Here is a 25,081-nt window from a genome sequence, read left to right as displayed (position 1 = left end):
CGGCGCACCAACCGGAGGAACCTCATGATTCACGTTATCGCCGTCATCACCGCCAAGCCGGGCCAGCGCGCCGCTCTGCTCGACCTGTTCCGCGCCAATGTGCCGGCCGTGCTGGCGGAAGATGGCTGCATCGAATATGGCGCCGCCGTGGATATCGATGCCATCGGCGCGGCCCAGGCGCGCTTTGGCGACGATGCTTTCGTGGTGATCGAGAAATGGGCCAGCATCGAGCATCTGCGTGCTCATGCAGCGGCGCCGCATATGAAGGAATATGGCCTCAAGGCCAAGGACCTGATCGCCAATCGCGCCATTCATGTGCTGGGCGCGGCCTGATACATGGCGCGGCGGTATGACGTCGCCATTATCGGCGGCGGGGTGATCGGCTCGTCCATCGCCTATCATCTGAAAACACTCGATCCCCGCCTCAGCGTGGCGGTGATCGAGCGCGATCCGACCTACCGCACCGCATCCTCGGCGCTTTCTGCTTCCTCGATCCGGCAGCAATTCTCCACGCCGGTGAATATCGCCATCTCGCGCTTCGGCATCGATTTCCTGCGCCGCGCCGATGAACTGCTCAATGTCGATGGCGAGATGCCGCATCTCGGCCTCACCGAGCCGGGCTATCTCTATCTCGCCAGTGAGGCCGGTGCGCCGGTGCTGCGCGAGAATAACGCGATCCAGCGCCAGGCCGGCGCCGATATCGCGCTGCTGGAACCAGCCGCCTTGAGCACGCGCTTTCCCTGGCTGAATACCGGCGACCTGGCGCTCGGTTCGCTGGGCCTGCGCGATGAAGGCTGGTTCGATGGCTATGGCCTGCTGCAGGCCTTCCGCAACAAGGCCCGCGCGCTGGGCGCCGACTACATTACCGCCAGCGTCACCGGCCTGGAGATTGCCGCCGGCAAGGTCGAGGCGGTGTTGCTGGATAGCGGCGAGCACATCGCCTGCGGCTTTGCCGTGAATGGCGCCGGCCCGCATGCGGCGGCTATTCTCGGCATGGCCGGGGTGGATTTCCCGCTGGCGCCGGAGCGCCATTGCGTCTTCGTCTTCACCTGCAAGGAAACCCTGCCGGCCTGTCCGCTGGTGATCGATACCAGCGGCGTCTGGTTCCGCGCCGAAGGTGCGGGCTTCATCGCCGGGCCGCCGCCGCGCGAAGGGGACACGCCCGAGCAGCAGGCTTCGCTGGATGTCGATTACGGCCTCTATGAAGAAGTGCTATGGCCGGCCTTGGCGCATCGTGTGCCGGCCTTCGAGGCAATCAAGTTCAGCAATGCCTGGGCGGGGCATTACGACATGAACCATTTCGATCACAATGCCATCATCGGGCCGGTGCCGGGGTATGACAATTTCCTGATGGCGAATGGCTTTTCCGGCCACGGCATGCAGCAATCGCCCGCCGCCGGGCGCGGCATCGCCGAACTGATCCTGTTCGGCGCCTATCGCAGCCTGGATTTAAGCGATCTCGGGCCGCAGCGGCTGCTCAACAACCAGCCGATCATCGAGAAGAATATTATTTAGCTCTACTGCTTTTTGTTGATTCTTTTAATTTGTCACCCTCGCGCAAGCGAGGGGTATCGCTTTTGACATTTCATGTCATACCCGCGAAAGCGGGTATCCCATTTCAAATGGGACCCTCGCTTTCGCGAGGGTGACAAAAAGTTGGGGGCGCCGAGTCTAAACCAGCGACCAGCCGAGATTCTCGCTGCCGAATACCACCAGGCGGTCGCTACCCAAGGGGATTTCCGCCGGGATGCTGGCGGTCTGCTTGCGCAGGGTGATTTTCTCGGCATTCACCGGCAGGCCATAGAAGCGCGGGCCGTTCAGCGAGGCGAAGGCTTCAAGCTGGTCCAGCGCGCCTTCTTCCTCGAATACCTGGGCATAGCATTGCATCGCCGTGGGGGCATTGAAGATGCCGGCGCAGCCGCAGGCGGCTTCCTTGGTATGGGCGGCGTGCGGCGCCGTATCCGTGCCGAGGAAATAGCAGGCCTCACCGGAGGTAGCGGCGCGGCGCAGGGCCAGGCGGTGGGTCTCGCGCTTGGCGATCGGCAGGCAGTAGAAATGCGGCCTTATGCCGCCGGTGAAAATATCCGTGCGGTTGATCATCAGGTGGTGCGGTGTGATGGTGGCGGCGAGCTGCGGCGCGCGGTCCTTCACGAAATCGGCGGCCTCGGCGGTGGTGATGTGTTCCAGCACCACTTTGAGCTCAGGGAAATCCTGCAGCAGTTTGGTCAGCGTGCGGTCGATGAATACCTTCTCGCGGTCGAAGATATCCACGCTGTGGTCGGTCACTTCGCCATGCACCAGCAGCGGCATGCCGATCCGTTCCATCATCGCCAGCACCGGCCGGATCTTGGCCAGATCGGTAACGCCATGGGCCGAATTGGTGGTGGCGCCCGCCGGATAGAGCTTGGCCGCCACCCAGGCGCCGGCCTCATGGCCGCGGCGGATTTCCTCGGCCTCAATCGTGTCGGTCAGATAGGCCGTCATCAGCGGCTGGAAGCCGGCACCTTTAGGCAGGGCCGCCAGGATGCGCTGGCGGTAGGCCTCGGCGGCGGCCATTGTCGTTATCGGCGGCTTCAGGTTCGGCATCACGATGGCGCGGGCGAACTGCGCCGCCGTATGCGGCAGCACGGTCTGCATCACGTCGCCGTCGCGCAGATGGGCATGCCAGTCATCCGGCTTGATGATCACCAGATCGTTACTGCTCATGCCTTGGTCTCTCCTGATGCGCGGCGGTGTGGAATCGGCGCCGCATATTGGCAAAAACACGCATCCCAGGCCAGGGCGAGGAACCCTGTTGCAATGCGGCGACGGCATCAAACCCTCTGGCAGCCGCCCCGGGCAATACGTTAAGCTAATTTATCAGCGCATTATTCAGCCGGCAGGCCCCAGCCGGGTTATCGCCTGCCGTTTTGCCCCCAATATCCCGATAAGGAAGGCTCAGGAGAACGGCCATGGCGAAATTGAACGTGAACGGCAAGGTGCAGGAATTCCAGGCCGAGGAAGATACCCCCCTGCTCTGGGTGCTGCGCGAACAGCTTCGCCTCACCGGCACCAAGTATGGCTGCGGCGTGGCGCAATGCGGTGCCTGCACCGTGCATATCGACGGCGAAGCGGTGCGTTCCTGCTCGATGCCGGCTTCAGCCTTCACCGAGGAACAGAAGATCGTCACCATTGAGGGCCTGTCGCCCGATGGCTCGCATCCGGTGCAGAAGGCCTGGGCGGCGCTGGATGTGCCGCAATGCGGCTATTGCCAGTGCGGCATGATCATGGCCGCCGCCGCGCTGCTGAAGCAGAAGCCGAAGCCGACCGATGCCGACATCGACAACGAAATCACCAATATCTGCCGTTGCGGCACCTATAACCGCGTCCGCGCCGCCATCAAGGCGGCGGCAGCCGGTTAAGGGGAGGACGCGCGATGACTGAACTCAAGCCGATCTCCCGCCGGGGCTTCCTTGCCACCGCTGGTGCCGCCACTGCCGGGCTTACGCTTGGCTTCCACATCCCGTTCGGCGATGCGAAAGCGCAGGCCGCCATCCCACCGGAAATCAATGCCTGGGTGGTGGTGAAGCCGGACGATACCGTGGTGATCCGCATCGCCCGCTCGGAAATGGGCCAGGGCTCGCTTACCGGCCTGGCGCAATTGGTCGCCGAGGAACTGGAATGCAATTGGGCCAAGGTGACGACGGAATATCCGACGCCGGGCCAGAATCTGGCACGCAACCGCGCTTGGGGCAATTTCTCCACCGGCGGCAGCAGAGGCATCCGCGAGTCGCATGATTATGTGCGCAAGGGCGGTGCCGCCGCGCGCATGATGCTGGTGCAGGCCGCTGCCGAGCAATGGAAAGTACCGGTGGCGGAATGTGTGGCCGCCAACAGCGTCGTCACCCATCGCCCCTCGGGCCGCACGCTGCGCTATGGCCAGCTCGCCGATGCAGCGGGCAAGCTGACCCCGCCGACTGATGTGGCGCTGAAGGATCCGAAGGACTGGAAGATCGCCGGCAAGCCGGTGAAGCGCCTCGACACAGTGGAAAAGCTTACCGGCAAGCAGGTCTATGGCGCCGATCTGCAACTGCCCGGCATGCTCAATGCAGCGATCAAGGATTGCCCGGTCTTCGGCGGCAAGGTGAAAAGCTTCGATGCCGCCGGTGCGATGAAGCAGCCCGGGGTGAAGAAAGTTGTGCAGGTGGGCGATTCCGCCGTGGCGGTGATTGCCGATACCTGGTGGCGGGCCAAGACCGCGCTGGATGGCATGGCCATCGTCTGGGATGAAGGCCTGCATGCCAATGTTTCCAGCGAGAGCATTGCCGCCATGCTGCGCGAGGGCCTGGATGCCAAGGAAGCCGCCGTTGGTAACAAGGTCGGCGAGGCCCTCACTGTACTGGCGCAAGGGGCGCCTGCGGGCGGGCGCGTCGTCACCGCCACCTACGGCTATCCGTTCCAGAACCACGCCACCATGGAGCCGATGAACGCCACCGCCAAGTGGACGCCGGATTTCTGCGAGGTGTGGACGCCGACGCAGAACGGCGAAGCGGCACTGGCTGCGGCCTCGGAGGCTTCCGGGCTGCCGCCGGCGAAATGCGAGGTCTACAAGCTGCATCTCGGCGGCGGTTTCGGCCGCCGCGGCGCGGTGCATGACTGGGTGCGCCAGGCGGTGGTGGTCGCCAAGGAGATGCCGGGCGTGCCGGTGAAGCTGCTGTGGTCGCGCGAGGAGGACATGCTGCATGGCCGCTATCATCCGGTCACGCAATGCAAGATGACAGCGGCGCTGGATGCCAATGGCGATGTGCAGGCTTTGCACATGCGCATTTCCGGCCAGTCCATCGTTGCCGGCATCTTCCCGCAGAATATCCGCAACGGCGTCGATCCGGTGGTGTTCCAGGGCCTCAATCCGCCGGGGCCGGAAGCCTCGATCGGCTACAGCTTCCCGAACCTGCTGATCGACCATGCCATGCGCAATCCGCATGTGCCGCCGGGCTTCTGGCGCGGCGTGAACCTGAACCAGAACACCATCTACCTCGAATGCTTCATCGATGAGATGGCCAAGGCGGCGAACAAGGATCCGCTGGAATTCCGCCGCAAGCTGATGGCCAATCATCCGAAGCACCGCGCGGTGCTGGAGGCGGTGGCCGAGAAGGCGGGCTGGGGCAAGGCGGCCCCGGCCGGGGTGTTCCGTGGCCTGGCGCAATGCATGGGCTTCGGCGCCTATGTCGCGGCCTGTGCCGAGGTCTCGGTATCGAAGGATGGCAAGGTGAAGGTACATCGCATCGTCGCCTCCACCGATCCGGGCCATGTGGTGAATCCACAGCAGGTCGAGGCACAGATCGAAGGCTCCTTCGTCTATGGCCTCACGGCGGCGCTCTATGGCGAATGTACCGTCGCCAAGGGCCGCATCGAGCAGGAGAATTTCGATACCTACCCGATGATGCGGATCGACGAGATGCCGAAGGTGGAAAGCGTGCTGATCCCCTCGGGTGGTTTCTGGGGCGGTGTTGGCGAGCCGACCATCGCGGTTGCTGCGCCGGCGGTGCTGAACGCCATCTTCGCCGCCACCGGCAAGCGGGTGCGCAGCCTGCCGCTGAAGAATCACGATCTGAAATCCGCCTGAGGCGCCGTGGCGCTAAGGCGGTTCGGATTCCTGGTTCTCTGTGCGGCGCTGCTCAGCCAATCGGCGCTGGCGCAAAGCGATGAATTGCGCCAGCCGCTGGAGCCTGGGCTGGTCGGCGATGCCATGCGGGGCCGTGCCATCGTGGTCAGCCGGCAGAAAGGCCTCTGCCTGCTCTGCCATAGCGGGCCGTTCGCCGAGGAGCGCTTCCAGGGCAGCCTGGCGCCGAGCCTGGCCGGCGCCGGCACGCGTTGGAATCTGGCGCAGTTGCGGTTGCGCATCGCCGATAGCCGGGCGCTCAACCCGGATTCGCTGATGCCGTCCTATTATCGCCGCGATGGCCTGCGCCAGGTTGGTGCGGCCTGGCAGGACAAGCCGATCCTGTCGGCGCAGGAGATCGAGGATGTGGTGGTGTTCCTGGCCACATTACGGGAGTAGGCCATGCTGAAGGCAAACCGGCGCATGATCCTTGCGGGTGCGGCCTCGTTGCTGCTGGTGCGGCCCTCTATGGCCACGCCGCAGGCGATGCAGGAGGCGATCCGCGCCCTGCTCGGCGAGGCCGCGATCCGGCCCGGCCGCATCAAGCTCGATATCTCGCCCCTGGTCGAGAACGGCAACAGCGTGTCGGTGACGCTCACTGCCGAAAGCCCGATGACAGCTACGGATCATGTGGCGAAATTCGCCCTGTTCACCGAAGCCAACCCGCAGCCGCATGTGGCGGTGTTTCACTTGAGTCCCCGTTCGGGCCGCGCCATCGTCACCACGCGGATGCGGCTGGCGACCTCGCAGGCGGTGACGGCGCTGGCGGTGATGAGCGATGGCAGCGTGTGGTCGGATAGCGCCAATGTCATCGTCACCCTGGCCGCCTGCGTGGAGGGGTAAGAGCATGACCCGCGCATTGATCAATTTTCCCCGCAGCGTGAAGCGGGGTGAGGTATTCGAGATCCGCACCCTGATCTCGCATCCGATGGAAACCGGCTACCGTCCCGGCCCCGATGGCCAAGTGGCGCCGCGCGATATCATCCGCCGTTTCACCTGCCATTATGGCGGCGAGGTGGTGTTCCGGGCCGACATGCATCAGGCCATTGCCGCCAATCCCTTCATTTCCTTCACGACGGTTGCCACCGAGAGCGGCATGCTCAGCTTCACCTGGGAAGGCGATAACGGCTTCAGCCAGACCGAGACCATCGCGATCACGGTGACATGACGCGCGGCTTTTTCCTGCTGGTGCTGCTGTTCAGCCTGCCGGCGCTTGCCGGCGATATACCCCTGCCGGCGCATGCCGGCGACATACCATTGGCCGAACGCCGCTCCGGCTTCGATTTCATGGGCAGCGAAAGCCAGGCGATGCAGCGCGATGATACGCTCAATCCCGGCATGCTGTGGGTGGCAGAGGGCGAGGCGCTGTGGCGCCAAGGCGAAAGAAGCTGCGCCTCCTGCCATACAGATGGCAGCATGCGCGGCGTGGCGGCGCGCTATCCGGCCTATGATGAAAAGACGCAGCAGCCGATAGACCTTTCCGGCCAGATCAACCGCTGTCGCAGCGAACGCCAGGGCCAGGCAGCCTATGCGCCGGAAAGCCGGCCATTGCTCAGTCTCACGGCTTATATCGGCCAGCAATCGCGCGGGCTGCCGCTGGCGCCGCCCGAGGATGCGCGGCTCAAGCCGTTCATCGAGCGCGGCCGGGCGGCGTTCGAGCGCCGCATTGGGCAGCTCAATTTCTCCTGTGCGCAATGCCATGAGCAGAATTGGGGCCAGAAGCTCGGCGGCAGCCCTATCCCCCAGGGCCATGCCAATGGCTATCCGATCTACCGCCTGGAATGGCAGGGGCTGGGATCGTTGCAGCGCCGCCTGCGCAATTGCATGATCGGCGTGCGCGCCGAGCCGCATGCCTTCGGCGCGCCGGAACTGGTGGAGCTGGAGCTGTATCTCGCCCAGCGCGCCAAGGGCATGGCGATGGAAACCCCGGCGGTGAGGCCCTGATTGCCCGAGATTGTTGAACATGGTGCGTCGCCCTTCCTTAAAAATTTCCGCCTGATTGATGCGCGCATCACGGCCGATATCACGCTGCGCGCCGCGATAGCGGGATCCGGCCCGCCATTGCTGCTGCTGCACGGGCATCCGCAGACCCATGCCACCTGGCACAAGATTGCCCCGACTCTGGCCGAACGTTTCACGGTGATTGCCGCCGATCTGCGCGGCTATGGCGATTCATCCAAGCCCGAAGGCGGCGAAAAGCAGATCCATTACTCAAAGCGCGCCATGGCCGCCGACCAGGTGGCGCTGATGCGGCTGCTGGGGCATGACCGCTTTGCCATCGTCGGCCATGATCGCGGCGCCCGCGTGGCGCATCGCCTGGCACTGGACTGGCCCGACGCTGTGGAGCGCCTGGCCGTCATCGACATCGCGCCGACCGCGACGATGTATGCACGCACCGACAAGGCTTTCGCCACGCGGTATTTCTGGTGGTTCTTCCTGATCCAGCCGGCGCCTTTCCCGGAAACCCTGATCCTGAACGATCCGGCGTTTTTCCTGCGTCACCATATCAATGGCCAGAGCAAGACGCCCGGTGCCACCGGCGAAGAAATCTTCGCCGAGTATCTGCGCTGCTATTCAAAGCCCGAGACCATCCGCGCCATCTGCGAGGATTACCGCGCCGCCGCCGGCATCGACCTGGAACATGATGCCGCCGATGCCGACAAGCGCGTTGCGGCACCCTTGCTCGCCCTGTGGGGCGGCAAGGGCACGGTCGGTGCGCTTTACGATGTGCTGGCAACCTGGCGCGACAAGGCGCTGGATGTACGCGGCGGGCCGCTGGATTGCGGCCATACCTTGCAGGAGGAAGCGCCAGACGCAACACTGGCGGCGCTGCTGGATTTCCTGGGCGAGGAACGAACGTGAAATTCTACGATCTTAAGAACGGCATGAACCCGCGCCGGGTGCGCATCTTCATGGCCGAGAAGGGCATCAAGCTAGAAACCATCGTGCTAGACATGGATACCGGCGACAACCGCACGCCGGAATTCCTGGCCAAGAATCCGCTCGGTACCCTGCCGCTGCTGGAACTGGATGACGGCACCATCCTCACGGAATCGCTCGCCATCTGCCGCTATTTCGAGGAGATGCAGCCAGAGCCGCCGCTGTTTGGCACCACCATGCTTGAACGCGCCCAGGTCGAGATGTGGACGCGGCGGCTGGAGCATGAAGTGGCGATCCCGGCCACCAATGTCTTCCGCCACACCCATCCCTTCTGGGTCGGCCGCGCCACGCAATATGCCGATTACGGCCAGTTCAGCCAGCAATACCTGCTGGCGCGCATGGCCTGGCTGGATGAGGAACTGGCCGGCAAGGACTATTTCGTCGGCGACCGCTACAGCATCGCCGATATCACCGGGCAATGCGCCCTGCTGCTGGCGCGCGGCTGCAAGCTGCCGATCCCGCCCGAGTTGCAGAACCTCACCGCCTGGTATGGCCGCGTCACCAGCCGGCCGACCGCCCGGGCTTAAGCGCCAGCGGGCCTGATTTTTTTCCAATACCGGCGGCCTCGCCGCGGCTAGAGTGGCGGCATGGAATTTTCTGGGCAGAGCATCCTCATTTCCGGCGCCACGTCGGGTATCGGCCGTGCCACCGCGCTGGCCTTCGCTAAGCGTGGCGCGCGGCTCACCTTGGGCGGCCGCGATGCCGCGCGCGGCGATGAAGTGCGTGCGGCCTGTGCCGCGCTCGGGGCTGAGGCGCAGTTCCTGCTCAATGATGTGAAGGATGTCGCCGCGCCTGGGGTGCTGGTGCAGGCGGCGCTGTCGCGTTTCGGCCGGCTGGATGTGGCGTTCAACAATGCCGGGGCGCAGGAGAAGCGGGCCTTGCTCGCCGAACAGGGCCTCGATGTCTATACCCATATCCTGGATACCAACCTGCGCGCCGTGTTCCTGGCGATGCAGACACAGATCAAGGCGATGCTGGCACAGACCCGGCGTGAAGGCGCGCAGGGCGCCGGGGTCATCATCAACACCGCTTCGGTCAGCGGCGTGCGCAATCCCAATCCGGGCTTGAGCGTCTATTCGGCGTCCAAGGCGGCCCTGCTGTCGCTGACCAAATCGGCGGCGCTGGAATATGGCCCGCAGGGGATTCGCATCAATGCCGTGTCACCAGGCAGGGTGAAGACGCCGATGATGCTGGCGTCGGGCATTGCCGATATGAAGGCGGTGGCCGATGGCCTGCCGATCCGCCGCATGGGCGAGCCGGAAGAAGTGGCGGAAGCCGTCGTCTGGCTGGCGAGCAATGCGGCCGGCTACATGGTCGGCCATAATCTCTGCCTCGACGGCGGCTTCCTCTCGTCCTAGCGCCTAGTAGCCGAGATATTTCGGCAGCCAGGTGACCAATGGCGGGAAGGCGATGAACGATACCAGCAGCACCATCATCGCCAGCACGAACCACATCACCCAGGGCACGGTCTTTTCAATCGAGATGCCGGCCAGCTTGGACGCCACCATCAGATTCACCGCCATCGGCGGGGTGAACTGGCCGATGGCGACCATGTAGGTGAGCAGCACGCCGAACCATACCGGATCCCAGTTGAAAGCCCGCATCAGCGGCATCAGGATCGGAATGAAGATCAGGAAGATCGACACCCCATCCAGCACCATGCCGGCCGCCAGCAGGATGACCACGATGATCACCAGCGTGGCGGTGCTGCCCAGCCCGCTGGTGGTGATCGCCTTGGCGATGGGGTCGATGATGCCGAGCGTGGAGACCGCATAGGCGAAGACCGAGGCAAGGCCGAGGATCACCAGGATGATGCCGGCGGTTTCCGCCGCTTCCACCAGGATCGGGCCGATATCCTTCACCTTGATCGTGCGATGCACCACCATGCCGACGAACAGGCCATAGAACACCGCCACCACGGCGGCTTCCGTCGGCGTGAACCAGCCGGCGCGCATACCGCCGAGGATCAGTACGGGTGCCGCCAGGCCCCAGCTTGCCTGCAGCAGCGAGGCGAAGAAGGGCGGGCGCGGCTGTTCGCGTTCCTTGGCGCCGAAGCCATGCTTGCGCGACAGCCAGATCGCCGGAATCATCAGCGCCAGGCCGGCCAGCACGCCCGGGATGATCCCGGCGGCGAACAATGCCGGCACCGAGGCGCCCGGCACCAGCACGGAATAGACGATGAAGGCAATGGAAGGCGGGATCAGGATGTCGGTGGCCGCTGCGGCACCGATCACGCTGGCGGAGAACGGCGCCGGATAGCCGGCGCGTGCCATCGCCACCAGCATCACGCCGCCGACAGCAGCGGCAGAGGCCGGGCCAGAGCCGGAAATGCCGCCGAAGATCATTGCCACCGTAATCGCCACCACCGGCAGCATGCCGGGGCCGCGCCCGATCAGTGCCTGGGCGAAGGTGACAAGCCGTTGCGCCACGCCGGAGCGGTCGAAGATAACACCGACCAGCACGAACATCGGCAGCGCCAGCAGCGGGTATTTCGCCACCGTCGGATAGAAGTTGTTGGGGATCGACATCCAGCCGAGATTGCCGAGGCCAATGCCGATGGCACCGCCGAGCAGCAGGGCGACACCGATCGGCACGCCCACGGTCATGAGGATGGCGAAGATAACGAATATGGTGAGGCCGATCATGACTGCCGCCACTGCTTGATGAAGAGTTGCGCGGCACGCAGCATCACGGCCAGGGCCAGCAGCGGCAGCCAGACGCTGAACCACCATTGCGGCAAGCCGATGCCCGGCGAGGTCACTTCGAAGCGGTAATCGTCATAGGCGAAGCGATAGCCGAAGCCGGTAAGCAGGCCGAAGGCGATGACCGTGCAGAGGGACGAGAGCAGTGCCAGCGCCTTGCGCTTCGCCGCTGAGCCGGAGAGCAGCATGAACTCGATGCGGATATGGCGGTCGCGCGCCACGGCGGCAGCACCGGCGGCGAGCGTCAACGTCACCATCAGGCCGGTGGAGATTTCTTCGGTCCAGGCGAAGGACTGGTCAGTGAAATAGCGCGCCAGCACATTGGCGAAGGTGATCAGTGCCAGCAGGCCCATCGAGGTGGCGCCGATCCAGTCCTCCCAGCGCAAGGCGTTGTCAGCCGGCGGCGCATTCGTCGGGGAGGGATTCTGGTCGCTTGGGTTTGTCACGGCGGCCACCTTCTACGGAATATTTACGTCGGTATCTCTAAAGCGAAGGCCGGGACATGCCCGGCCTTTGCCTTGTCTTGTTGTCTGCTCGCGCGGGCTTCTAGGCCTTCTTGCGCGCGGCCACGGCAGCCTCGGCCCGCTTCACCAGGTCGGGGCCGATTTCCTTGGTCCACTTCTCGAATACCGGCTTCACGGCGGCCTTGAAGGCATCCTTCTCGGCGGCCGACAGTTCGGTGACGGTGACGCCGAAGCCCTTCACTTCATCCACCAGCGACTGGTCGCCCGGCACCAGGCCCTTGCGCGCGATGGCGATTTCCTGCTTGCCGGCATCCATGGCCGCCTGGCGCACGATGTCGCGGTCCTTGGCCGACCAGGAATCGAACACATCCTTGTTGGCGGCGAAGATCAGCGGATCGGCGACATAGCCCCAGCGGGTGACGAACTTCTGCGCCAGATTATGCAGCTTGGCGGCGGTGAAGATGTGCAGCGGGTTTTCCTGGCCTTCCACGGCGCCGGAAGCCAGCGCCGGCTGGGCATCGGCCCAGCTCATCTGTGTCGGGTTGGCGCCGAGAGCCGTGAAGGTGTCGTTAAAGATCGGCGAGCCGACGACGCGGAACTTCAGGCCCTTCATGTCGGCCGGCGTGCGGATTTCGCGCTTCGAGTTGGTCACTTCGCGGAAGCCGTTTTCGCCCCAGGCCAGCGCCACAACGCCGGACTTCTCGACCAGGCCCATGATCTCCTTGCCCACCGGGCCCTGCACCATGGCGTCGATGCCGGCATGGTCCTGCGCCAGGAAGGGCAGCGAGAACAGGTTGAGCTGCTTGATCTGCGGCGACCAGTTGATGGTCGAGCCGATGGCGAGATCGATCACGCCCTGGCGCATGGCGGTGAATTCGCGGGTCTGGTCGCCGCTGACCAGGGCAGCGCCCGGATACATCTTGATATTGATGCGGCCCTCGGTGCGCTCACGCACCAGGTTGCCGAGGATTTCGCCGCCCTGGCCCCAGGGGAAGGGCAGGCCGACCACGGTGGAGAGCTTATATTCCGGCTTGTAGTTGGCTTGCGCCCAGGCCGGACGCAGGCCGACCAGGGCCGGCGCGGCAATGAGGCCGAAACCGGCGGCGCCAGTCTTGAGCAGGGTACGACGATTGAACTTCATTTTCCGTTTCCTCCGTTTACGGTTTTACTTTTGCCGAAGCCTCGCATAGCTGCGGCGGCATTACCAGCCCTGGCGGTATTGACCACCAGGGCTGCATTAACTCAGGACTTGCACAAATCCCGCGCCCGGGCGGCGATGCGTTCGGGCGTCACCCGCACTTCCGCTTCCAGCAGCGGCGCATAGCCCACCGGCAGGCGCTGCCCGCCCAACCTGGCGACCTTGGCGGCGCCGGTCTCGGCCAGGGTGGCGGCGATTTCGGCGCCGAAGCCGGCCACCTGCACGGCTTCATGGGCGATCAGCACCCGGCCAGTCTTTTTCGCCGAGGCGAATACCGCTTCGCGGTCCCAGGGCCACAATGTACGCAGGTCGATCACCTCGGCCTCAATGCCATCCCGGGCCAAAGCCGTGGCTGCCTCCAGGGACCAATGCACGGCGCGGCTCCAGCTCACGATGGTGACATCCTTGCCTTCGCGGCGGATCGCGGCGCGGCCAAGTTCGGCGGGCGCAGCGGTATCCACCTCGCCTTCCAGGCCCCACAATTCCTTGTGCTCGAAATAGGTCACCGGGTCGCCGCATTGAATCGCGGCGCGCAGCAGCGAGTAGTTGTCCTGCGGCGTGGCCGGGGCGATCACCACCAGGCCCGGCACATGGGCGAACCAGGCTTCCAGCGATTGCGAATGCTGCGCGGCGGACGCGCTCCAGATGCCGATGGGCATGCGGATCACGGTTGGCACACGGCCCTGGCCGCCGAACATGAAGCGATTCTTGGCTGCCTGGTTGACGATCTCGTCCATGGCACAGAGCGCGAAATCCACCACGCGCATCTCGACCACCGGCTTGAGCCCGGTCAGCGCCATGCCGACGGCAGCGCCGACGATGGTGGCTTCCGAGATCGGCGTGTCGATCACGCGGTCGGGGCCGAATTCCTGCTGCAGACCGCGATACTGGCCGAAAATGCCGCCGCGCCCGATATCCTCGCCCAGCGCCACCACGCTGGCATCCTGCCGCATCAAGGCGCCAAGGCTCTCGGCAGCAGCAGCAGCATAGGTCATCACAGCCATTGCCCGGCCCCCGTATCCTGAACCTGCGTGAAGGCGGCATTGGTTTCCGGCCAGGGCGCATCGGCCGAGGCCTGCACGGCGGCCGCCACTTCGGCGCGCGCCTCAGCCATGATCGCCGCGACGCGGGCATCGGCAAGCCCGGCCTGGCGCAATTGCCGTTCGGTGACGCCGAAGGGATCGTTCAGCAAAGCCGCTTCCAGTTCCTTCGGGTCGCGGTAGCTTGCCGGGTCCACCGAGACATGGCCCTTGAAGCGGTAGGTCTTGGCATGGAGCAGGCGCGGCCCGTTGCCGGCGCGCACATCGGCAACCAATGCCTTGGCGGCTTCATGCACCGCCCAGGCATCGTTGCCATCCACCAGTTCCGCCGGGATGCCATGCGCCCGCGCCCGCGCGGCGGCGCCGTCGCCGGCGGAAACCGGGCCTGTCTTGGTCGTTGCCGACCATTGATTATCCTCGCACACGAACAGGATCGGCAGCTTGAAGGCGGCGGCCCAGTTCAGGCTCTCGGCGAAGGGGCCGCGATTGATCGCGCCATCGCCGAAAAAGGTAACGGCAATGGCATCCACGCCACGCAGCTTGATCGATTGTGCCGCGCCCACGGCAATCGGGATGCCAGCGGCCACCACGCCGTTGGCGCCCAGCATGCCGACCGAGAAATCGGCGATATGCATCGAACCGCCCCGACCGCCGCAGAAGCCCGGCGCGCGGCCGAACAATTCCTGCATCATGCGGGTGAGGTCAGCGCCCTTGGCCAGTGTGTGGCCATGGCCGCGATGGGTCGAGGTGAGGTAGTCGGCGGGCTTGAGATGGGCGCAGACGCCCGCCGGCACAGCTTCCTGGCCGGTGGAAAGATGCAGCGGGCCGCGCACCTGGGCGGTGCCGGCGGCAGCCTGGCCGAAGGCCGCGACGCCACCCTTGCTGGCTGCCTCGGCCGCATCTTCAAAGGCGCGGATGCGGCACATGGTGCGATACAGCGCCTCCAGGATGGGCAAGGCGATATTGGTCTGGTTCACACGAAATCTTCCCGGCTTTTATGCGTGATTTGGAGGCTTATTGCGGCAGGGAAGCTAGCAAAGACCACCGGCTGTGTTAAGACTTTCGTGGCGTATCAGATGGGAGGAAATCATGGCGGCGATCCTGACCGAGCAGCGCGACGCGTTGCTTATCATCACCCTCAACCGGCCGGAGGCGCGCAACGCCATCAATGCTGAACTGGCCCAGGGCCTGGATGCGGCGCTGACCCGGCTGGATGCCGATCCCACCCTGCGCGTCGGCATCATCCAGGGCGCTGGCGGCACCTTCTGCGCCGGTATGGACCTGAAGGCCTTCGTGCGCGGCGAAAGCAGCTACACGCCGAAGCGCGGCTTTGGCGGTATCACCGAAAAACCGGCGGAAAAGCCGTTGATCGCGGCGGTTGAAGGCTTCGCGCTGGCCGGTGGCTGCGAGGTCGCCTTGAGCTGCGACCTGATCGTGGCGGCGGAAACCGCCCGCTTCGGCCTGCCGGAAGTGAAGCGCGGCCTGATCGCCGCTGCCGGCGGCCTGATGCGCCTGCCGCGCCAGCTGCCCTACCGGCTGGCAATGGAAATGGCGCTGACGGGAGACATGTATGAGGCCGCCCTGATGCACCAGCATGGCCTGATCAACCGCCTGGTGCCGGCGGGTGGTGCGCTCGCCGCCGCGCTGGAACTGGCCGCCAGGATCACCCCGAATGCGCCGCTTTCAGTGGCCGGCACCAAGCGTACCGTGGTGGAATCGCGCGACTGGCCGCAGGACGGCATGTTCGAGCGCCAATTCGCCATTTCCAAGCCGATTTCGGCCTCCGCTGATGCCATCGAGGGCGCCACTGCCTTTGCAGAGAAGCGCGCCCCGGTCTGGCGGGGGAAGTGATTTCCCGCTCGAAGCAGTGTAGAATCAAGGCTCTATGAGGAGAGTCGGGTGATGAGCAAGCGTGAAGCGGAGTTGCGCAAGCCGAAGCTGGGGCTAGTAACGGTGGAAGCCGCGCCGGCCGAAGGCCGCGCCATGGCGCGGCGGCGCAAGATCATCACCGAGGCGGCCCGGCAATTCGTCAAGCAGGGTTTCGACGGCACCTCGATGCGCGACATCGCCGCCGCCTCGGGCATCATGGCCGGCTCGCTCTATTATCACTTCGCGTCGAAGGAAGACCTGTTCGTTGCCGTGCATGCCACCGGCATGGACCTGATGGAAACCACGGTGAAGCGGGCGTTGATCGGCGTCAGCGATCCCTGGGCGCGGCTGGAAGCGGCGGCGGAGGCGCATTGCGAGGCATTGGTAAGCTGGTCCGATCTTGGTGCCATCGTCACGGCGCATTTCTCGCCTTCGATGGCCAAGATCCAGCCCGAGCTGATCGTGCGGCGCGACCGCTATGAAGTGATCATCAAGGAACTGATCGCGGCGCTCGATCTGCCGGCGGAAGTCGATCCGGCGATCTTCCGCCTGCATTTCCTCGGCGCGCTGAACTGGATCCCCACCTGGTATCGTGCCGGCGGCGAATTCACCCCGGCCCGCATCGGCCGGCAACTGGTGCGCATGCTGCGCGATGGCGGCCGCCCCAAGGCGGTGCCCAAGGCCGGCGCCAAGCCGGCGCGGCGGAAGTCTAAGTAAGGCCGGCCCAATACATCAGCGCGGCTGGCGGACGAACAGCACCAGCGGCATTGAAGCCAGGGTAATCAGCATCAGCAGGCGGAAACAGTCAGTATAGGCCATCATCATGGTCTGCCGCGTCACTTCCGCCGCCAGTGCGGCACGCCCGGCCTCATGGGCCGGATTCCAGATATTGGGCAGCCAGCGCACCACGTCGCTGAACGGCGTTACATGCTGCACCAGATCGGCCTGCAACAGGCGCTGGTTGGTGGAGAGCAGGAACACCGTGCTGGAGATCATGATGCTGGCACCGGTATTGCGCAGCAGGCTGTAAAGCGACGTGCCCTGTGGCCGATATGCCGCCGGCAGTGTGGCGAAACTCAAGGTCGAAAGCGGCGTGAACACCAGGCCGAGGCCGAAGCCCTGCAACAGCCCGGTGCTGTAGAGGTCGAAGACGCCGCTTTCCAGGTTGAAGCGGCTCATGCCATGCAGCGACAGGGCGGTGAGGCCAAGGCCGATCAGCAGCGGTATGCGCATGTCGATGCGGTCGATGATGCGGCCCACCAGCATCATCGACACCATGGTGCCGATGCCGCGCGGCATCATCACGGTGCCCACCGTGGTGGCGGGATAGCCGAGCAGCCCTTGAGCGAACGGCACCAGCAGGGCCAGCGTCGTCACCATGACGCCGGCCACCACGGCGATGAACAGCAGGCCGGTCACCAGATTGCGGTCGCGGAAGATGGCCGGGTCGATGAAGGGATTACGCGCGGTGAGGATATGCACGGTGAAGAGATAGGCGCCGAGCAGGCTGAGGGCTGCCTCGATGACGATTTCCGGCGAGGTGAACCAGTCAAGCTGTTCGCCACGGTCGAGCAGCAATTGCAGCGCGCCGATGGCCAGGCTCAGCGTGGTGAAGCCGAACCAGTCGAAACGCTTGCTGGCATCCGGCGGTGTTGAGGGCAGGGCGGCGGAAAGACCAAGGAAGGTGAGGATGCCGATCGGCAGGTTGATCAGAAAAACCCAATGCCAGGAGAAATGCTCGGTCAGCCAGCCGCCCAGGGTCGGCCCCATGATCGGGCCGAGCATGGCGCCGGTGCCCCAGATCGCCATGGCATAGCCATGCCGCTCGCGCGGATAGATATCCAGCAGCACCGATTGCGACAACGGCACCAGTGGCGCGCCGAACACGCCTTGCAGCAGGCGGAACACCACCATTTGCTCCAACGAGGTGGCGATGCCGCAGAGCAGCGAGGCGATGGTGAAGCCGGCCACGGCGGCAAGGAACACCGGCTTGCGGCCGAAGCGCGAGGAGAGCCAGCCGGTCGGCGGCGTCATGATCGCGGCGGCGACGATATAGGAGGTCAACACCCAGTTGATCTGGGTCAGGCTGGCGGAAAGCGAGCCCTGCATGTAGGGCAGGGCCACATTGGCGATGGTCATGTCCAGCGACTGCATCACGGTTGCCGCCAGCACACAGGCGGTGACCGCTGCCACGCTGGCGGAAGCGCCGGGAGAAGTACGGGCGGCTACAGACCCGCCCATTGCCTCAGCGCCACCGTTGTATCGGTCAGGCTACGCTGCCGGCCGCTGTCGATGCTGGCCGTGGCGCTCATGCCGGCGCGCAGCACCGGCGCGCCGGGCTCGGGCTGCAACCGGATGCGCACCGGCACGCGCTGCACCACCTTGACCCAGTTGCCGCTGGAATTCTGTGGCGGCAGTAGCGCGAATTCCGCCCCCGATGCCGGACTCAGGCTTTCCACCACGCCGCGCCACACACGGCCGGGATAGGCATCCACTTCCACGGTCACGGCATCGCCCGGCTTGATCGCGCCGAGATCGGTTTCCTTCGGATTGGCTTCCAGCCAAGCGCCGGCGGTGGCGACGATGCTCAACGCCGGCTGGCCGATTTCGAGATAGCGTCCGAGGCGCACGGCGTCGAGGTTGGCCAATGTACCCGCCGTCGGCGCGGTCACACTGGTCTGGCGCAGGTCGCGCTCGGCCTTGGCCACCTGGGCCATGGCCTGGCGCACGCGCGGATGCTCGTCCGCCGGGCGGTCAGGATTGCCGCCCAGGCCGGCCAGCACCGCCTGCGCCTGCTGGCGCAGCACCAGGATGCGCTGGCGCGAAACATCAAGATTGCGCTGCGCATCCTCGAATTTCTGCTGCGTTGCCACGCGGCGTTCGGCCAGGTCGCGCTGCCGGTTGAACTCGCGTTCCATATAGGCAAGGTCGGCTTCCGCCTGCTTGATCTCGGCCAGGGCCTGGCGGTATTGCGCGCGCAGGGTGGCGATTTCGTTGCGCACGGCATCAAGCTGTGCCTCGGCGCCGTTCAGCGCGATGCGGTAGGGCTCGGGATCGAGGCGGAACAGCACCTGGCCGGCCTGCACCGTCTCGTTATCGCGCACCAGCACGGCGCTGACGATGCCGGGCACCTCCGGTGCCAGGTTCAGCTTCTCGGCGCGGATATAGGCGTTGTCGACAGTGATGTAGCGGCCGCCCTGGAGATAGAGATAGCCGGCGGCAAGGGCTGCCAGCAGCGGCAGGCCGAGCAGCAGCAGGCCGCGCAGGCTGCCATTGCCGCGCCGGGTCCGCCGCGTTGATGCGTCGTTGATTTCGATGGCCTCATCCATTGCCGGCGTCCTCCGCATCGCCTTGCAGGAGGTTCGCCTTCATCACCTGCAGCGCGGCAACCAGCTTTTCCTGATCCGCCCGGTTGATGCCGGCCAGGGCCTCCTGGCGCACCGCCGCGCCAAGGGCGCGCATATTGGTCAGCACCGGATGCGCTGCCGGCGTGAGGTAGAGGCGGCGGGTGCGGCGGTCGCGCGGATCGGGCCGCCGCTCCACCAGCCCGTCGCTTTCCAGGCGGTCGAGCAGCCGCACCAGGCTGATCGGCTCGATTTCCAGGATTTCGGCCAGGCCGGCCTGGTGGATGCCTTCATGGCGCGAGAGATGCGACAGCACCGACCAATGGGCGCGGGTGAAGCCCATGCCGAAGGCGCGGGCGCGCTGCTCGAACTGCTTGCGCAGCAGGCGCGCCACGTCGTGCATCAGGAAGCCGACATGCTGTTGGGGATTTTCTGTGGGCATTGGACGGGGACGGAAAAGGAGTGGGAACAAAAATAGATTGCTCTGTATATGATAAGCTTTGTATATGATCTGGCAAGCCCAATCAGTCACGCGCGGGCCTGCCTTGGCCTCCTGGCTTCATGCTTCGGCTCAGTAAATCTGCTGTCCGTCGGCGTCGTAGAGATGCGAATAGCCGAGCACCAGGCCGAACAGGCCCTCGAAGCGGAAGGGCAGCAACAGATTCTCGATCATGCCCCATTCGCGCTGCACCATCATGCGCGGCTTGCCCCGGCGAAAGGCGGGTTCGGCGCGCAGGATGGCCTCGCGGTAGCGGCCGCCCTGCTCCTGGCCGAAATGCGGCCACACGTCATCCACCCAGCGTCCGGTGGGATCACGGCCATAGGAAGCGGAGATATGCGTGCCGACCACGCGGTAGCGCAGCCGGAAAGGCTCATGCACCTCGATGGCCCAGAGGCGGGAGAGATGCCTGGGCATCTGGATCGGATCGAAGCGGCGCCAGTCGGGCAATGCATCATCGCCGCGCAGGCGCTGCCAATACTCGAACAGCGCAGCATAATCCGCGCCCTTTTCCAGCAGCTCGGATGCGCTGCGGGGCGTGAACGGCTCTATGGCGGGGCGAGGTGACATTGGTCCCTGGAGTAAAGCATCCGGCGCCGGTGCTGTCGACCACAGGTAGCAAACAACCCTTAATGCTTGCGACGATCCGCCGCGCGGCAATCTGCCGGGGTAATGACCCATGGATTTCAACAGGGGAACGTGGTGGAATAATCCATGCGGCCCGGTGCCGCGGCAACGCCTGGGGTGAACCATGGACGTGCTGTTCGATCCGCTGTTTCTGGCGCGGGCGCAATTCGCCTTCACCGTCTCCTTCCATATCGTGTTTCCGGCCTTCACCATCGGGCTGGCAAGCTATCTGGCGGTGCTGGAAGGCCTGTGGCTGCTGACCGGCCGCGCTGTCTATCTGCAGGTCTTCCGCTTCTGGCTGAAGATTTTCGCCGTCAGCTTCGCCATGGGCGTCGTCTCCGGCCTGGTGATGAGTTACCAGTTCGGCACCAACTGGTCGGTGTTTTCCGATCGGGCCGGCCCGGTGATCGGCCCCTTGATGGGCTATGAAGTGCTCTCGGCCTTTTTCCTCGAAGCCGGTTTCCTTGGCGTCATGCTGTTCGGCATGAACAAGGTGGGCAAGGGCCTGCACATGTTCGCCACCGCCATGGTCGCCTTCGGCACGTTTCTGTCGGCCTTCTGGATCCTGGCGGTGAATAGCTGGATGCAGACGCCAACCGGCTATGAAATCGCTGCCAACGGCCAGTTCGTGCCGGTCGATTGGCTGGCCGTGATCTTCAACCCCTCTTTCCCCTACCGCCTGGTGCATATGGTGCTGGCGGCCTATCTCACCACCGCCTTCGTGGTCGGCGCGGTTGGCGCCTGGCATCTGCTGAAAGACAAATCGAACGCCGCCGCGCGGGTGATGTTCTCCATGGCGATGTGGATGGCGGCCATCGTGGCGCCGATCCAGATCGTTGCCGGCGATTTCCATGGGCTGAACACGCTGAAGCACCAGCCGGCCAAGGTGGCGGCGATGGAAGGGCATTACGACACCCATCGCGGCGCGCCGCTGATCCTGTTCGGCTGGCCCGACAACGATGCCGCCGAAACCAAATACGCCATCGCGATTCCAAAGCTCGGCAGCCTGATCCTGACCCATGACTGGGAGGGCGAGGTGAAGGGCCTGAAGGATTTCCCGCGCCAGGATTGGCCGCCGGCCCATGTGGTGTTCTGGAGCTTCCGCATCATGGTCGGGCTTGGCCTGCTGATGGCTTTGCTCGGCGGCGTCACCTTGCTGTTGCGCTGGCGCGGTCTGCTTTATGATCTGCCCTGGCTGCACAAGGCCGCCCTGCTGATGGGGCCGAGCGGCTTCATCGCGGTGCTGGCCGGCTGGGTTACCACCGAAGTCGGCCGCCAGCCCTATGTGATCTACGGCCTGCTGCGCACGGCGGATGCGGTATCGCCCATCGGCCTGCCCGGCGTTGCCGCCTCGCTGGTCGCCTTTGTCATCGTCTACTTCATCGTTTTCGGCGCCGGTATTTTCTACCTGCTGCGCATGATGGGCAAACGGCCCGGACCCGATGATCTGCATGCACCGGCGGCTGAGGCGCCGATCCGCTCGGCCGGCATCATGCCGGGGCCGGCGATGAATCAGGCCAATGCCAATATGAGTGGGGGAGGCACGCCATGACGCTCGACCTGCCGCTGATCTGGGCCGGCCTGATCGCCGTTGCCATCATCGCTTATGTCATCCTCGATGGCTTCGACCTTGGCGTCGGCATGCTGTTTCCGCTGTTCAAGCGCGAGGATGAACGCGACACACTGATGAATTCCGTAGCACCCGTGTGGGACGGCAACGAAACCTGGCTGATCCTGGGCGGCGGCGGGCTGCTGGCGGCTTTCCCGCTGGCCTACTCGATCGTGTTGCCGGCACTGTATGCGCCGATCACCCTGATGCTGCTCGGTCTGATCTTCCGGGGTGTCGCCTTTGAATTCCGCTGGCGCACCACGAGCTGGAAGCGGGTGTGGGATTATGCCTTCGCCATCGGCTCGGTGCTGGCGGCTTTCACTCAAGGGGTCGCGCTCGGCGGCCTGATCCAGGGTATCAAGGTGGTGGACCGCGCCTATGCCGGCGGTTGGTGGGATTGGCTGTCGCCGTTCAGCCTCGCCACCGGCTTCGCGCTGGCCGCCGGCTACTGCCTGCTCGGCGCCTGCTGGCTGATCATCAAGACCGATGGCGAGATCCAGGCGCGCTGCTATGGCTATGCCCGCCGGCTCGCCATCGTGCTGGTCGGCATGATTGGCGTGGTCAGCCTGTGGACACCATTCCTCGATGCCAAGTTCCTGGCGCGCTGGTTCACCTGGCCCAATATCGCACTCACCGCGCCGATGCCTCTGCTGGTGCTGGTTGCCGCCTGGGCCTTGTGGCGCGGCCTGCGGGATAAAGGCCGCGAGAAGCAGCCCTTCCTCGCCGCGCTGGCGCTGTTCGTGCTGTCCTATATCGGACTCGGCATCAGCTTCTGGCCGCTGATGCTGCCGCCCAGCATCACCATCTGGGATGCCGCCGCGCCGGATATCAGCCTGGGCTTCCTGCTGGTCGGCGCGCTGGTGCTGCTGCCGGTCATCCTGGCCTATACCGGCTATGCCTATTGGGTGTTCCGCGGCAAGGTGGACAAGCATGCCGGATATCACTGAAGCACAAGGCGCCAACAAGCCATGGGCGCGGCGCCTGCTGTGGTTCGCAGCACTCTGGGCCGGCGGCGTACTCAGCGTCGCCAGTGTCGGCTACCTGATCAAATGGGCGCTTAAGGGCTGAAAGCTGCCGGTTTCAGCGATTCTCTGGTGTGGGCTTGCCAATATGATGATCATCATCATATGATATTTATCATATTTCACTCCCGGAGCCGCCATGCCGCGTACCGTTTCAGCCCGTAACACCCGTCCATTGCCCAGTCCGCGCAAGCAGGAAACCCATGAGAAGGTGCTGCGTGCCGCCGCGCGTGCCATCCGCGCCGAGGGGCCGGGCCGTGTCGGCGTGCTGGAGGTGATGCGCGAAGCCGGACTGACCCATGGCGGCTTCTATGCCCATTTCGAATCGAAGGATGCGCTGATCGCCGAGGCCATTGCCTGGATGTTCGCTACCGCGCGAGCCAAGCGCGAGGCGCGTGCGGTGCTGGACCCGGAAAGCGACACGCTGACCGCCTGGATCGACAGTTATGTTTCGCGCCGCCACCGCGACGATCCCGGCAGCGGCTGCCCGATCACCACGCTGATCAATCACATGCCCCATGCAGCACCCGCCGCCCGCGCCGCCTTCGATGCCGGTGTGGCCAGCATGGCCGGGCGCGTGGCGGCCAAACTCAAAGGCAGCGAAGTGAAAAAGCGCCAGCAGGCCCTGGCCTTGATCGCGCAGATGGCCGGCGCCGTCGCCCTGTCGCGCGCCATTGCCGATCCGGCGCTTTCGGATGCGGTGCTTGAAGCAGCGCGGCAGGAACTGCGCCAGAAGGTGGTGTGATGAACATGCAGCAGCCGATGCAGAAGCCGGTCAAGGCGCCGTTGGTGGGCGAGAAGTTGATCACCGCGCCGATTCTTTCGACCTTGCTGCGGCTGACGGTGCCGAACACCATTGCCATGCTGGCGACGGCGCTCGCCGCCGTGGCCGAGACTGCCTATGTCGGCCGCCTGGGCGTCGAGCCGCTGGCGGCAATGGCGCTGGCTTTCCCGATGGTGATGCTGATGCAGATGATGTCGGCGGGTGCCATGGGCGGTGGCGTCTCCTCCGCCGTCAGCCGTGCCATTGGCGGCGGCGACATTGCCAAGGCCAATGCCCTGGCGCTGCATGCCATTGCGATCGCGGTGATCGCGGCGGCCGGTTTCACGCTGTTCTTTCTCACGCTAGGACCCGCAATCTACCGCCTGTTGGGCGGCAGCGGCGGCACGCTGGAACAGGCGGTGATCTATTCCAACACGCTGTTCATCGGTGCCCTGGCGATCTGGCTGTTCAACACGCTGGCTTCCGTGCTGCGCGGTACCGGCAATATGGCGATGCCTTCGCTGCTCGGCCTGCTGCTGGCCGGTTTCCAGGTGCTGCTGGGCGGCTTCCTCGGCCTTGGCTTTGGCAGTTTCGCGGGCATCGGCATCATCGGCCTGGCCATCGCGCAGGTGACGGCCTTCGGCCTGGCGGCCCTGGTGCTGCTCTGGTACCTGATTTCGGGCCGCTCGCGGCTGGTGCTGCGTTTCCGCGGCGTGCCGTTTCAGCGCGCCATGTTCGTCGACATTCTGAAAGTTGGCGCCATTGCCTGCCTCTCGCCGCTGCAATCGGTGCTCACCGTGCTGATCTTCACCGGCCTGGTGGCGCGTTTCGGCACCGAGGCGCTGGCCGGCTATGGCATCGGTGCGCGGCTGGAATTCCTGCTGGTGCCGATTGCCTTCTCGGTCGGTGTCGCCTGCGTGCCGATGGTGGGCATGGCGGTGGGCGCCGGTGCGGTGGCGCGGGCGCGCAAGGTGGCCTGGACCGCCGGTGCGGTGGCCGCCAGCGCGCTCGGCCTGATCGGCCTGGTGGTGGTGATCGCGCCGGAAAGCTGGTCGGGACTGTTCACCCGCGATCCGGCGGTGCTGGAAGCAGCGCGGCAATATCTCACGGCGGCCGGCTTCGGCTTCCCGTTTTTCGGTATCGGCCTCTGCCTTTATTTCGCCTCGCAGGGAGCCGGCCGCATCGTCGGGCCGGTGCTCACCGCGACCTTGCGGCTGGTGCTGGTGGCGGCGGGCGGCTGGTGGCTGAGCCAGATCGGCGCCCCGGTCTGGACGCTGTTTGCCCTGGCCGGTGTGTCGATGGCGGCCTATGGCCTGGCCACCGCCGCCACCGTCCATTTCACCGATTGGTCGAAAAAGTAGCC

General features: G+C 65.0%; 28 protein-coding genes. 18 read left to right on the top strand and 10 right to left on the bottom strand.

All coding sequences use genetic code 11. The features are described from left to right. The first annotated feature begins 24 nt into the window (after positions 1-24). Both ACQY7X_RS04995 and ACQY7X_RS04990 read left to right on the top strand, forming a co-directional pair. The gene (locus ACQY7X_RS04995; protein ID WP_428248758.1) at positions 25-333 is read left to right on the top strand and encodes a putative quinol monooxygenase; all 309 of its coding nucleotides are present in this window, start codon (positions 25-27) and stop codon (positions 331-333) included. 3 nt (positions 334-336) lie between these two features. After that, entirely contained in the window at positions 337-1,515 is a 1,179-nt protein-coding gene (locus tag ACQY7X_RS04990) for an NAD(P)/FAD-dependent oxidoreductase (protein WP_428248757.1), read from the top strand. Positions 1,516-1,671: 156 nt separating this feature from the next. Here ACQY7X_RS04990 and pyrC read toward each other — a convergent pair whose 3' ends face one another. Next, positions 1,672-2,706, bottom strand: a complete 1,035-nt coding sequence (pyrC, locus tag ACQY7X_RS04985) for a dihydroorotase (protein ID WP_428248756.1) — start codon at positions 2,704-2,706, stop codon at positions 1,672-1,674. 245 nt (positions 2,707-2,951) lie between these two features. Here pyrC and ACQY7X_RS04980 point away from each other — a divergent pair, with 245 nt between their 5' ends. The 9 genes from ACQY7X_RS04980 to ACQY7X_RS04940 are packed head-to-tail and all read left to right on the top strand — an operon-like array spanning position 2,952 to position 9,939. Then, the gene (locus tag ACQY7X_RS04980) at positions 2,952-3,401 is read left to right on the top strand and encodes a (2Fe-2S)-binding protein (protein WP_428248755.1); all 450 of its coding nucleotides are present in this window, start codon (positions 2,952-2,954) and stop codon (positions 3,399-3,401) included. Positions 3,402-3,415: 14 nt separating this feature from the next. After that, positions 3,416-5,605 carry a molybdopterin cofactor-binding domain-containing protein gene (locus tag ACQY7X_RS04975; protein WP_428248754.1) on the top strand — a complete coding sequence of 730 codons (2,190 nt, stop codon included), beginning with the start codon at positions 3,416-3,418 and terminating at the stop codon, positions 5,603-5,605. 6 nt (positions 5,606-5,611) lie between these two features. Continuing rightward, a complete protein-coding gene (soxX, locus tag ACQY7X_RS04970; RefSeq protein ID WP_428248753.1) occupies positions 5,612-6,040 on the top strand; it encodes a sulfur oxidation c-type cytochrome SoxX in 429 nt (142 codons plus the stop codon). A gap of 3 nt (positions 6,041-6,043) precedes the next feature. Beyond that, complete coding sequence (locus ACQY7X_RS04965) at positions 6,044-6,484, top strand: SoxY-related AACIE arm protein (protein ID WP_428248752.1); 441 nt, start codon at positions 6,044-6,046, stop codon at positions 6,482-6,484. A gap of 4 nt (positions 6,485-6,488) precedes the next feature. After that, complete coding sequence (soxZ, locus tag ACQY7X_RS04960) at positions 6,489-6,809, top strand: thiosulfate oxidation carrier complex protein SoxZ (protein WP_428248751.1); 321 nt, start codon at positions 6,489-6,491, stop codon at positions 6,807-6,809. Then, the gene (gene soxA / locus ACQY7X_RS04955) at positions 6,806-7,585 is read left to right on the top strand and encodes a sulfur oxidation c-type cytochrome SoxA (protein WP_428248750.1); all 780 of its coding nucleotides are present in this window, start codon (positions 6,806-6,808) and stop codon (positions 7,583-7,585) included. The genes soxZ and soxA overlap by 4 nt, the downstream gene beginning before the upstream one ends. Next, complete coding sequence (locus ACQY7X_RS04950; RefSeq protein WP_428248749.1) at positions 7,586-8,503, top strand: alpha/beta fold hydrolase; 918 nt, start codon at positions 7,586-7,588, stop codon at positions 8,501-8,503. Beyond that, the gene (locus ACQY7X_RS04945; RefSeq protein ID WP_428248748.1) at positions 8,500-9,108 is read left to right on the top strand and encodes a glutathione S-transferase family protein; all 609 of its coding nucleotides are present in this window, start codon (positions 8,500-8,502) and stop codon (positions 9,106-9,108) included. Before ACQY7X_RS04950 ends, ACQY7X_RS04945 begins: the two co-directional genes overlap by 4 nt. A 60-nt stretch (positions 9,109-9,168) precedes the next feature. Continuing rightward, positions 9,169-9,939: an SDR family NAD(P)-dependent oxidoreductase gene (locus ACQY7X_RS04940; protein WP_428248747.1), complete on the top strand. Its 771-nt coding sequence runs from the start codon at positions 9,169-9,171 to the stop codon at positions 9,937-9,939. A 3-nt stretch (positions 9,940-9,942) separates the two neighbouring features. Here the strand turns inward: ACQY7X_RS04940 and ACQY7X_RS04935 are convergent, their stop codons facing one another. From ACQY7X_RS04935 to ACQY7X_RS04915, 5 genes are all read right to left on the bottom strand, one after another. Continuing rightward, a complete protein-coding gene (locus ACQY7X_RS04935) occupies positions 9,943-11,226 on the bottom strand; it encodes a TRAP transporter large permease (RefSeq protein WP_428248746.1) in 1,284 nt (427 codons plus the stop codon). Beyond that, a complete protein-coding gene (locus ACQY7X_RS04930; protein ID WP_428248745.1) occupies positions 11,223-11,729 on the bottom strand; it encodes a TRAP transporter small permease in 507 nt (168 codons plus the stop codon). The genes ACQY7X_RS04935 and ACQY7X_RS04930 overlap by 4 nt, the downstream gene beginning before the upstream one ends. A 100-nt stretch (positions 11,730-11,829) precedes the next feature. Beyond that, positions 11,830-12,888, bottom strand: a complete 1,059-nt coding sequence (locus ACQY7X_RS04925) for a DctP family TRAP transporter solute-binding subunit (protein ID WP_428248744.1) — start codon at positions 12,886-12,888, stop codon at positions 11,830-11,832. Positions 12,889-12,989: 101 nt separating this feature from the next. After that, positions 12,990-13,949: an alpha-ketoacid dehydrogenase subunit beta gene (locus ACQY7X_RS04920; RefSeq protein WP_428248743.1), complete on the bottom strand. Its 960-nt coding sequence runs from the start codon at positions 13,947-13,949 to the stop codon at positions 12,990-12,992. Further along, entirely contained in the window at positions 13,940-14,962 is a 1,023-nt protein-coding gene (locus ACQY7X_RS04915; RefSeq protein WP_428248742.1) for a thiamine pyrophosphate-dependent dehydrogenase E1 component subunit alpha, read from the bottom strand. Before ACQY7X_RS04915 ends, ACQY7X_RS04920 begins: the two co-directional genes overlap by 10 nt. Before the next feature lie 112 nt (positions 14,963-15,074). Here ACQY7X_RS04915 and ACQY7X_RS04910 point away from each other — a divergent pair, with 112 nt between their 5' ends. Continuing rightward, on the top strand, positions 15,075-15,836 hold the full coding sequence (locus ACQY7X_RS04910; RefSeq protein ID WP_428248741.1) for a crotonase/enoyl-CoA hydratase family protein: 762 nt from the start codon (positions 15,075-15,077) through the stop codon (positions 15,834-15,836). Positions 15,837-15,887: 51 nt separating this feature from the next. Further along, positions 15,888-16,571 (top strand): TetR/AcrR family transcriptional regulator, encoded by a 684-nt coding sequence (locus ACQY7X_RS04905; RefSeq protein ID WP_428248740.1) that lies wholly within the window; start codon positions 15,888-15,890, stop codon positions 16,569-16,571. A 15-nt stretch (positions 16,572-16,586) separates the two neighbouring features. Here ACQY7X_RS04905 and ACQY7X_RS04900 read toward each other — a convergent pair whose 3' ends face one another. The 4 genes from ACQY7X_RS04900 to ACQY7X_RS04885 form a co-directional block, all read right to left on the bottom strand. Then, entirely contained in the window at positions 16,587-18,095 is a 1,509-nt protein-coding gene (locus ACQY7X_RS04900; RefSeq protein WP_428248739.1) for a DHA2 family efflux MFS transporter permease subunit, read from the bottom strand. Further along, positions 18,080-19,183, bottom strand: a complete 1,104-nt coding sequence (locus ACQY7X_RS04895) for an HlyD family secretion protein (protein WP_428248738.1) — start codon at positions 19,181-19,183, stop codon at positions 18,080-18,082. The genes ACQY7X_RS04900 and ACQY7X_RS04895 overlap by 16 nt, the downstream gene beginning before the upstream one ends. Then, positions 19,176-19,601, bottom strand: a complete 426-nt coding sequence (locus tag ACQY7X_RS04890; RefSeq protein ID WP_428248737.1) for a MarR family winged helix-turn-helix transcriptional regulator — start codon at positions 19,599-19,601, stop codon at positions 19,176-19,178. The genes ACQY7X_RS04895 and ACQY7X_RS04890 overlap by 8 nt, the downstream gene beginning before the upstream one ends. Before the next feature lie 168 nt (positions 19,602-19,769). Further along, a complete protein-coding gene (locus tag ACQY7X_RS04885; protein WP_428248736.1) occupies positions 19,770-20,267 on the bottom strand; it encodes a PAS domain-containing protein in 498 nt (165 codons plus the stop codon). Positions 20,268-20,448: 181 nt separating this feature from the next. On the opposite strand from ACQY7X_RS04885, the gene ACQY7X_RS04880 reads away from it, so the two are divergent. From ACQY7X_RS04880 to ACQY7X_RS04860, 5 genes are all read left to right on the top strand, one after another. Then, positions 20,449-21,876 (top strand): cytochrome ubiquinol oxidase subunit I, encoded by a 1,428-nt coding sequence (locus ACQY7X_RS04880; protein ID WP_428248735.1) that lies wholly within the window; start codon positions 20,449-20,451, stop codon positions 21,874-21,876. Further along, positions 21,873-22,880 carry a cytochrome d ubiquinol oxidase subunit II gene (gene cydB / locus ACQY7X_RS04875; protein WP_428248734.1) on the top strand — a complete coding sequence of 336 codons (1,008 nt, stop codon included), beginning with the start codon at positions 21,873-21,875 and terminating at the stop codon, positions 22,878-22,880. The genes ACQY7X_RS04880 and cydB overlap by 4 nt, the downstream gene beginning before the upstream one ends. Next, a complete protein-coding gene (locus ACQY7X_RS04870; protein WP_428248733.1) occupies positions 22,864-23,001 on the top strand; it encodes a hypothetical protein in 138 nt (45 codons plus the stop codon). The genes cydB and ACQY7X_RS04870 overlap by 17 nt, the downstream gene beginning before the upstream one ends. A gap of 93 nt (positions 23,002-23,094) precedes the next feature. After that, a complete protein-coding gene (locus ACQY7X_RS04865) occupies positions 23,095-23,700 on the top strand; it encodes a TetR/AcrR family transcriptional regulator (protein WP_428248732.1) in 606 nt (201 codons plus the stop codon). After that, a complete protein-coding gene (locus ACQY7X_RS04860) occupies positions 23,700-25,079 on the top strand; it encodes an MATE family efflux transporter (RefSeq protein ID WP_428248731.1) in 1,380 nt (459 codons plus the stop codon). Before ACQY7X_RS04865 ends, ACQY7X_RS04860 begins: the two co-directional genes overlap by 1 nt. Positions 25,080-25,081 lie beyond the last annotated feature (2 nt).

This window comes from Ferrovibrio sp. (genome assembly GCF_965278975.1).
GTDB lineage: Bacteria > Pseudomonadota > Alphaproteobacteria > Ferrovibrionales > Ferrovibrionaceae > Ferrovibrio.
The sequence above is the reverse complement of the archived record's forward strand: the minus strand, read 5'-3'. Positions and strand labels throughout refer to the sequence as shown.

What these genes read in the sequence shown, in the direction of transcription:
- ACQY7X_RS04925 (WP_428248744.1), bottom strand. Translation starts at nt 12,888, where the DNA reads ATGAAGTTCAATCGTCGTACCCTGCTCAAGACTGGCGCCGCCGGTTTC.
- ACQY7X_RS04965 (WP_428248752.1), top strand. Translation starts at nt 6,044, where the DNA reads ATGCTGAAGGCAAACCGGCGCATGATCCTTGCGGGTGCGGCCTCGTTG.
- pyrC (WP_428248756.1), bottom strand. Translation starts at nt 2,706, where the DNA reads ATGAGCAGTAACGATCTGGTGATCATCAAGCCGGATGACTGGCATGCC.
- ACQY7X_RS04975 (WP_428248754.1), top strand. Translation starts at nt 3,416, where the DNA reads ATGACTGAACTCAAGCCGATCTCCCGCCGGGGCTTCCTTGCCACCGCT.
- ACQY7X_RS04870 (WP_428248733.1), top strand. Translation starts at nt 22,864, where the DNA reads ATGCCGGATATCACTGAAGCACAAGGCGCCAACAAGCCATGGGCGCGG.
- ACQY7X_RS04980 (WP_428248755.1), top strand. Translation starts at nt 2,952, where the DNA reads ATGGCGAAATTGAACGTGAACGGCAAGGTGCAGGAATTCCAGGCCGAG.
- ACQY7X_RS04990 (WP_428248757.1), top strand. Translation starts at nt 337, where the DNA reads ATGGCGCGGCGGTATGACGTCGCCATTATCGGCGGCGGGGTGATCGGC.
- soxZ (WP_428248751.1), top strand. Translation starts at nt 6,489, where the DNA reads ATGACCCGCGCATTGATCAATTTTCCCCGCAGCGTGAAGCGGGGTGAG.
- ACQY7X_RS04920 (WP_428248743.1), bottom strand. Translation starts at nt 13,949, where the DNA reads ATGGCTGTGATGACCTATGCTGCTGCTGCTGCCGAGAGCCTTGGCGCC.
- ACQY7X_RS04935 (WP_428248746.1), bottom strand. Translation starts at nt 11,226, where the DNA reads ATGATCGGCCTCACCATATTCGTTATCTTCGCCATCCTCATGACCGTG.
- ACQY7X_RS04885 (WP_428248736.1), bottom strand. Translation starts at nt 20,267, where the DNA reads ATGTCACCTCGCCCCGCCATAGAGCCGTTCACGCCCCGCAGCGCATCC.
- ACQY7X_RS04905 (WP_428248740.1), top strand. Translation starts at nt 15,888, where the DNA reads ATGAGCAAGCGTGAAGCGGAGTTGCGCAAGCCGAAGCTGGGGCTAGTA.
- ACQY7X_RS04900 (WP_428248739.1), bottom strand. Translation starts at nt 18,095, where the DNA reads ATGGGCGGGTCTGTAGCCGCCCGTACTTCTCCCGGCGCTTCCGCCAGC.
- ACQY7X_RS04995 (WP_428248758.1), top strand. Translation starts at nt 25, where the DNA reads ATGATTCACGTTATCGCCGTCATCACCGCCAAGCCGGGCCAGCGCGCC.
- ACQY7X_RS04880 (WP_428248735.1), top strand. Translation starts at nt 20,449, where the DNA reads ATGGACGTGCTGTTCGATCCGCTGTTTCTGGCGCGGGCGCAATTCGCC.
- ACQY7X_RS04860 (WP_428248731.1), top strand. Translation starts at nt 23,700, where the DNA reads ATGAACATGCAGCAGCCGATGCAGAAGCCGGTCAAGGCGCCGTTGGTG.
- ACQY7X_RS04895 (WP_428248738.1), bottom strand. Translation starts at nt 19,183, where the DNA reads ATGGATGAGGCCATCGAAATCAACGACGCATCAACGCGGCGGACCCGG.
- ACQY7X_RS04890 (WP_428248737.1), bottom strand. Translation starts at nt 19,601, where the DNA reads ATGCACGACGTGGCGCGCCTGCTGCGCAAGCAGTTCGAGCAGCGCGCC.
- cydB (WP_428248734.1), top strand. Translation starts at nt 21,873, where the DNA reads ATGACGCTCGACCTGCCGCTGATCTGGGCCGGCCTGATCGCCGTTGCC.
- soxA (WP_428248750.1), top strand. Translation starts at nt 6,806, where the DNA reads ATGACGCGCGGCTTTTTCCTGCTGGTGCTGCTGTTCAGCCTGCCGGCG.
- ACQY7X_RS04865 (WP_428248732.1), top strand. Translation starts at nt 23,095, where the DNA reads ATGCCGCGTACCGTTTCAGCCCGTAACACCCGTCCATTGCCCAGTCCG.
- ACQY7X_RS04910 (WP_428248741.1), top strand. Translation starts at nt 15,075, where the DNA reads ATGGCGGCGATCCTGACCGAGCAGCGCGACGCGTTGCTTATCATCACC.
- ACQY7X_RS04940 (WP_428248747.1), top strand. Translation starts at nt 9,169, where the DNA reads ATGGAATTTTCTGGGCAGAGCATCCTCATTTCCGGCGCCACGTCGGGT.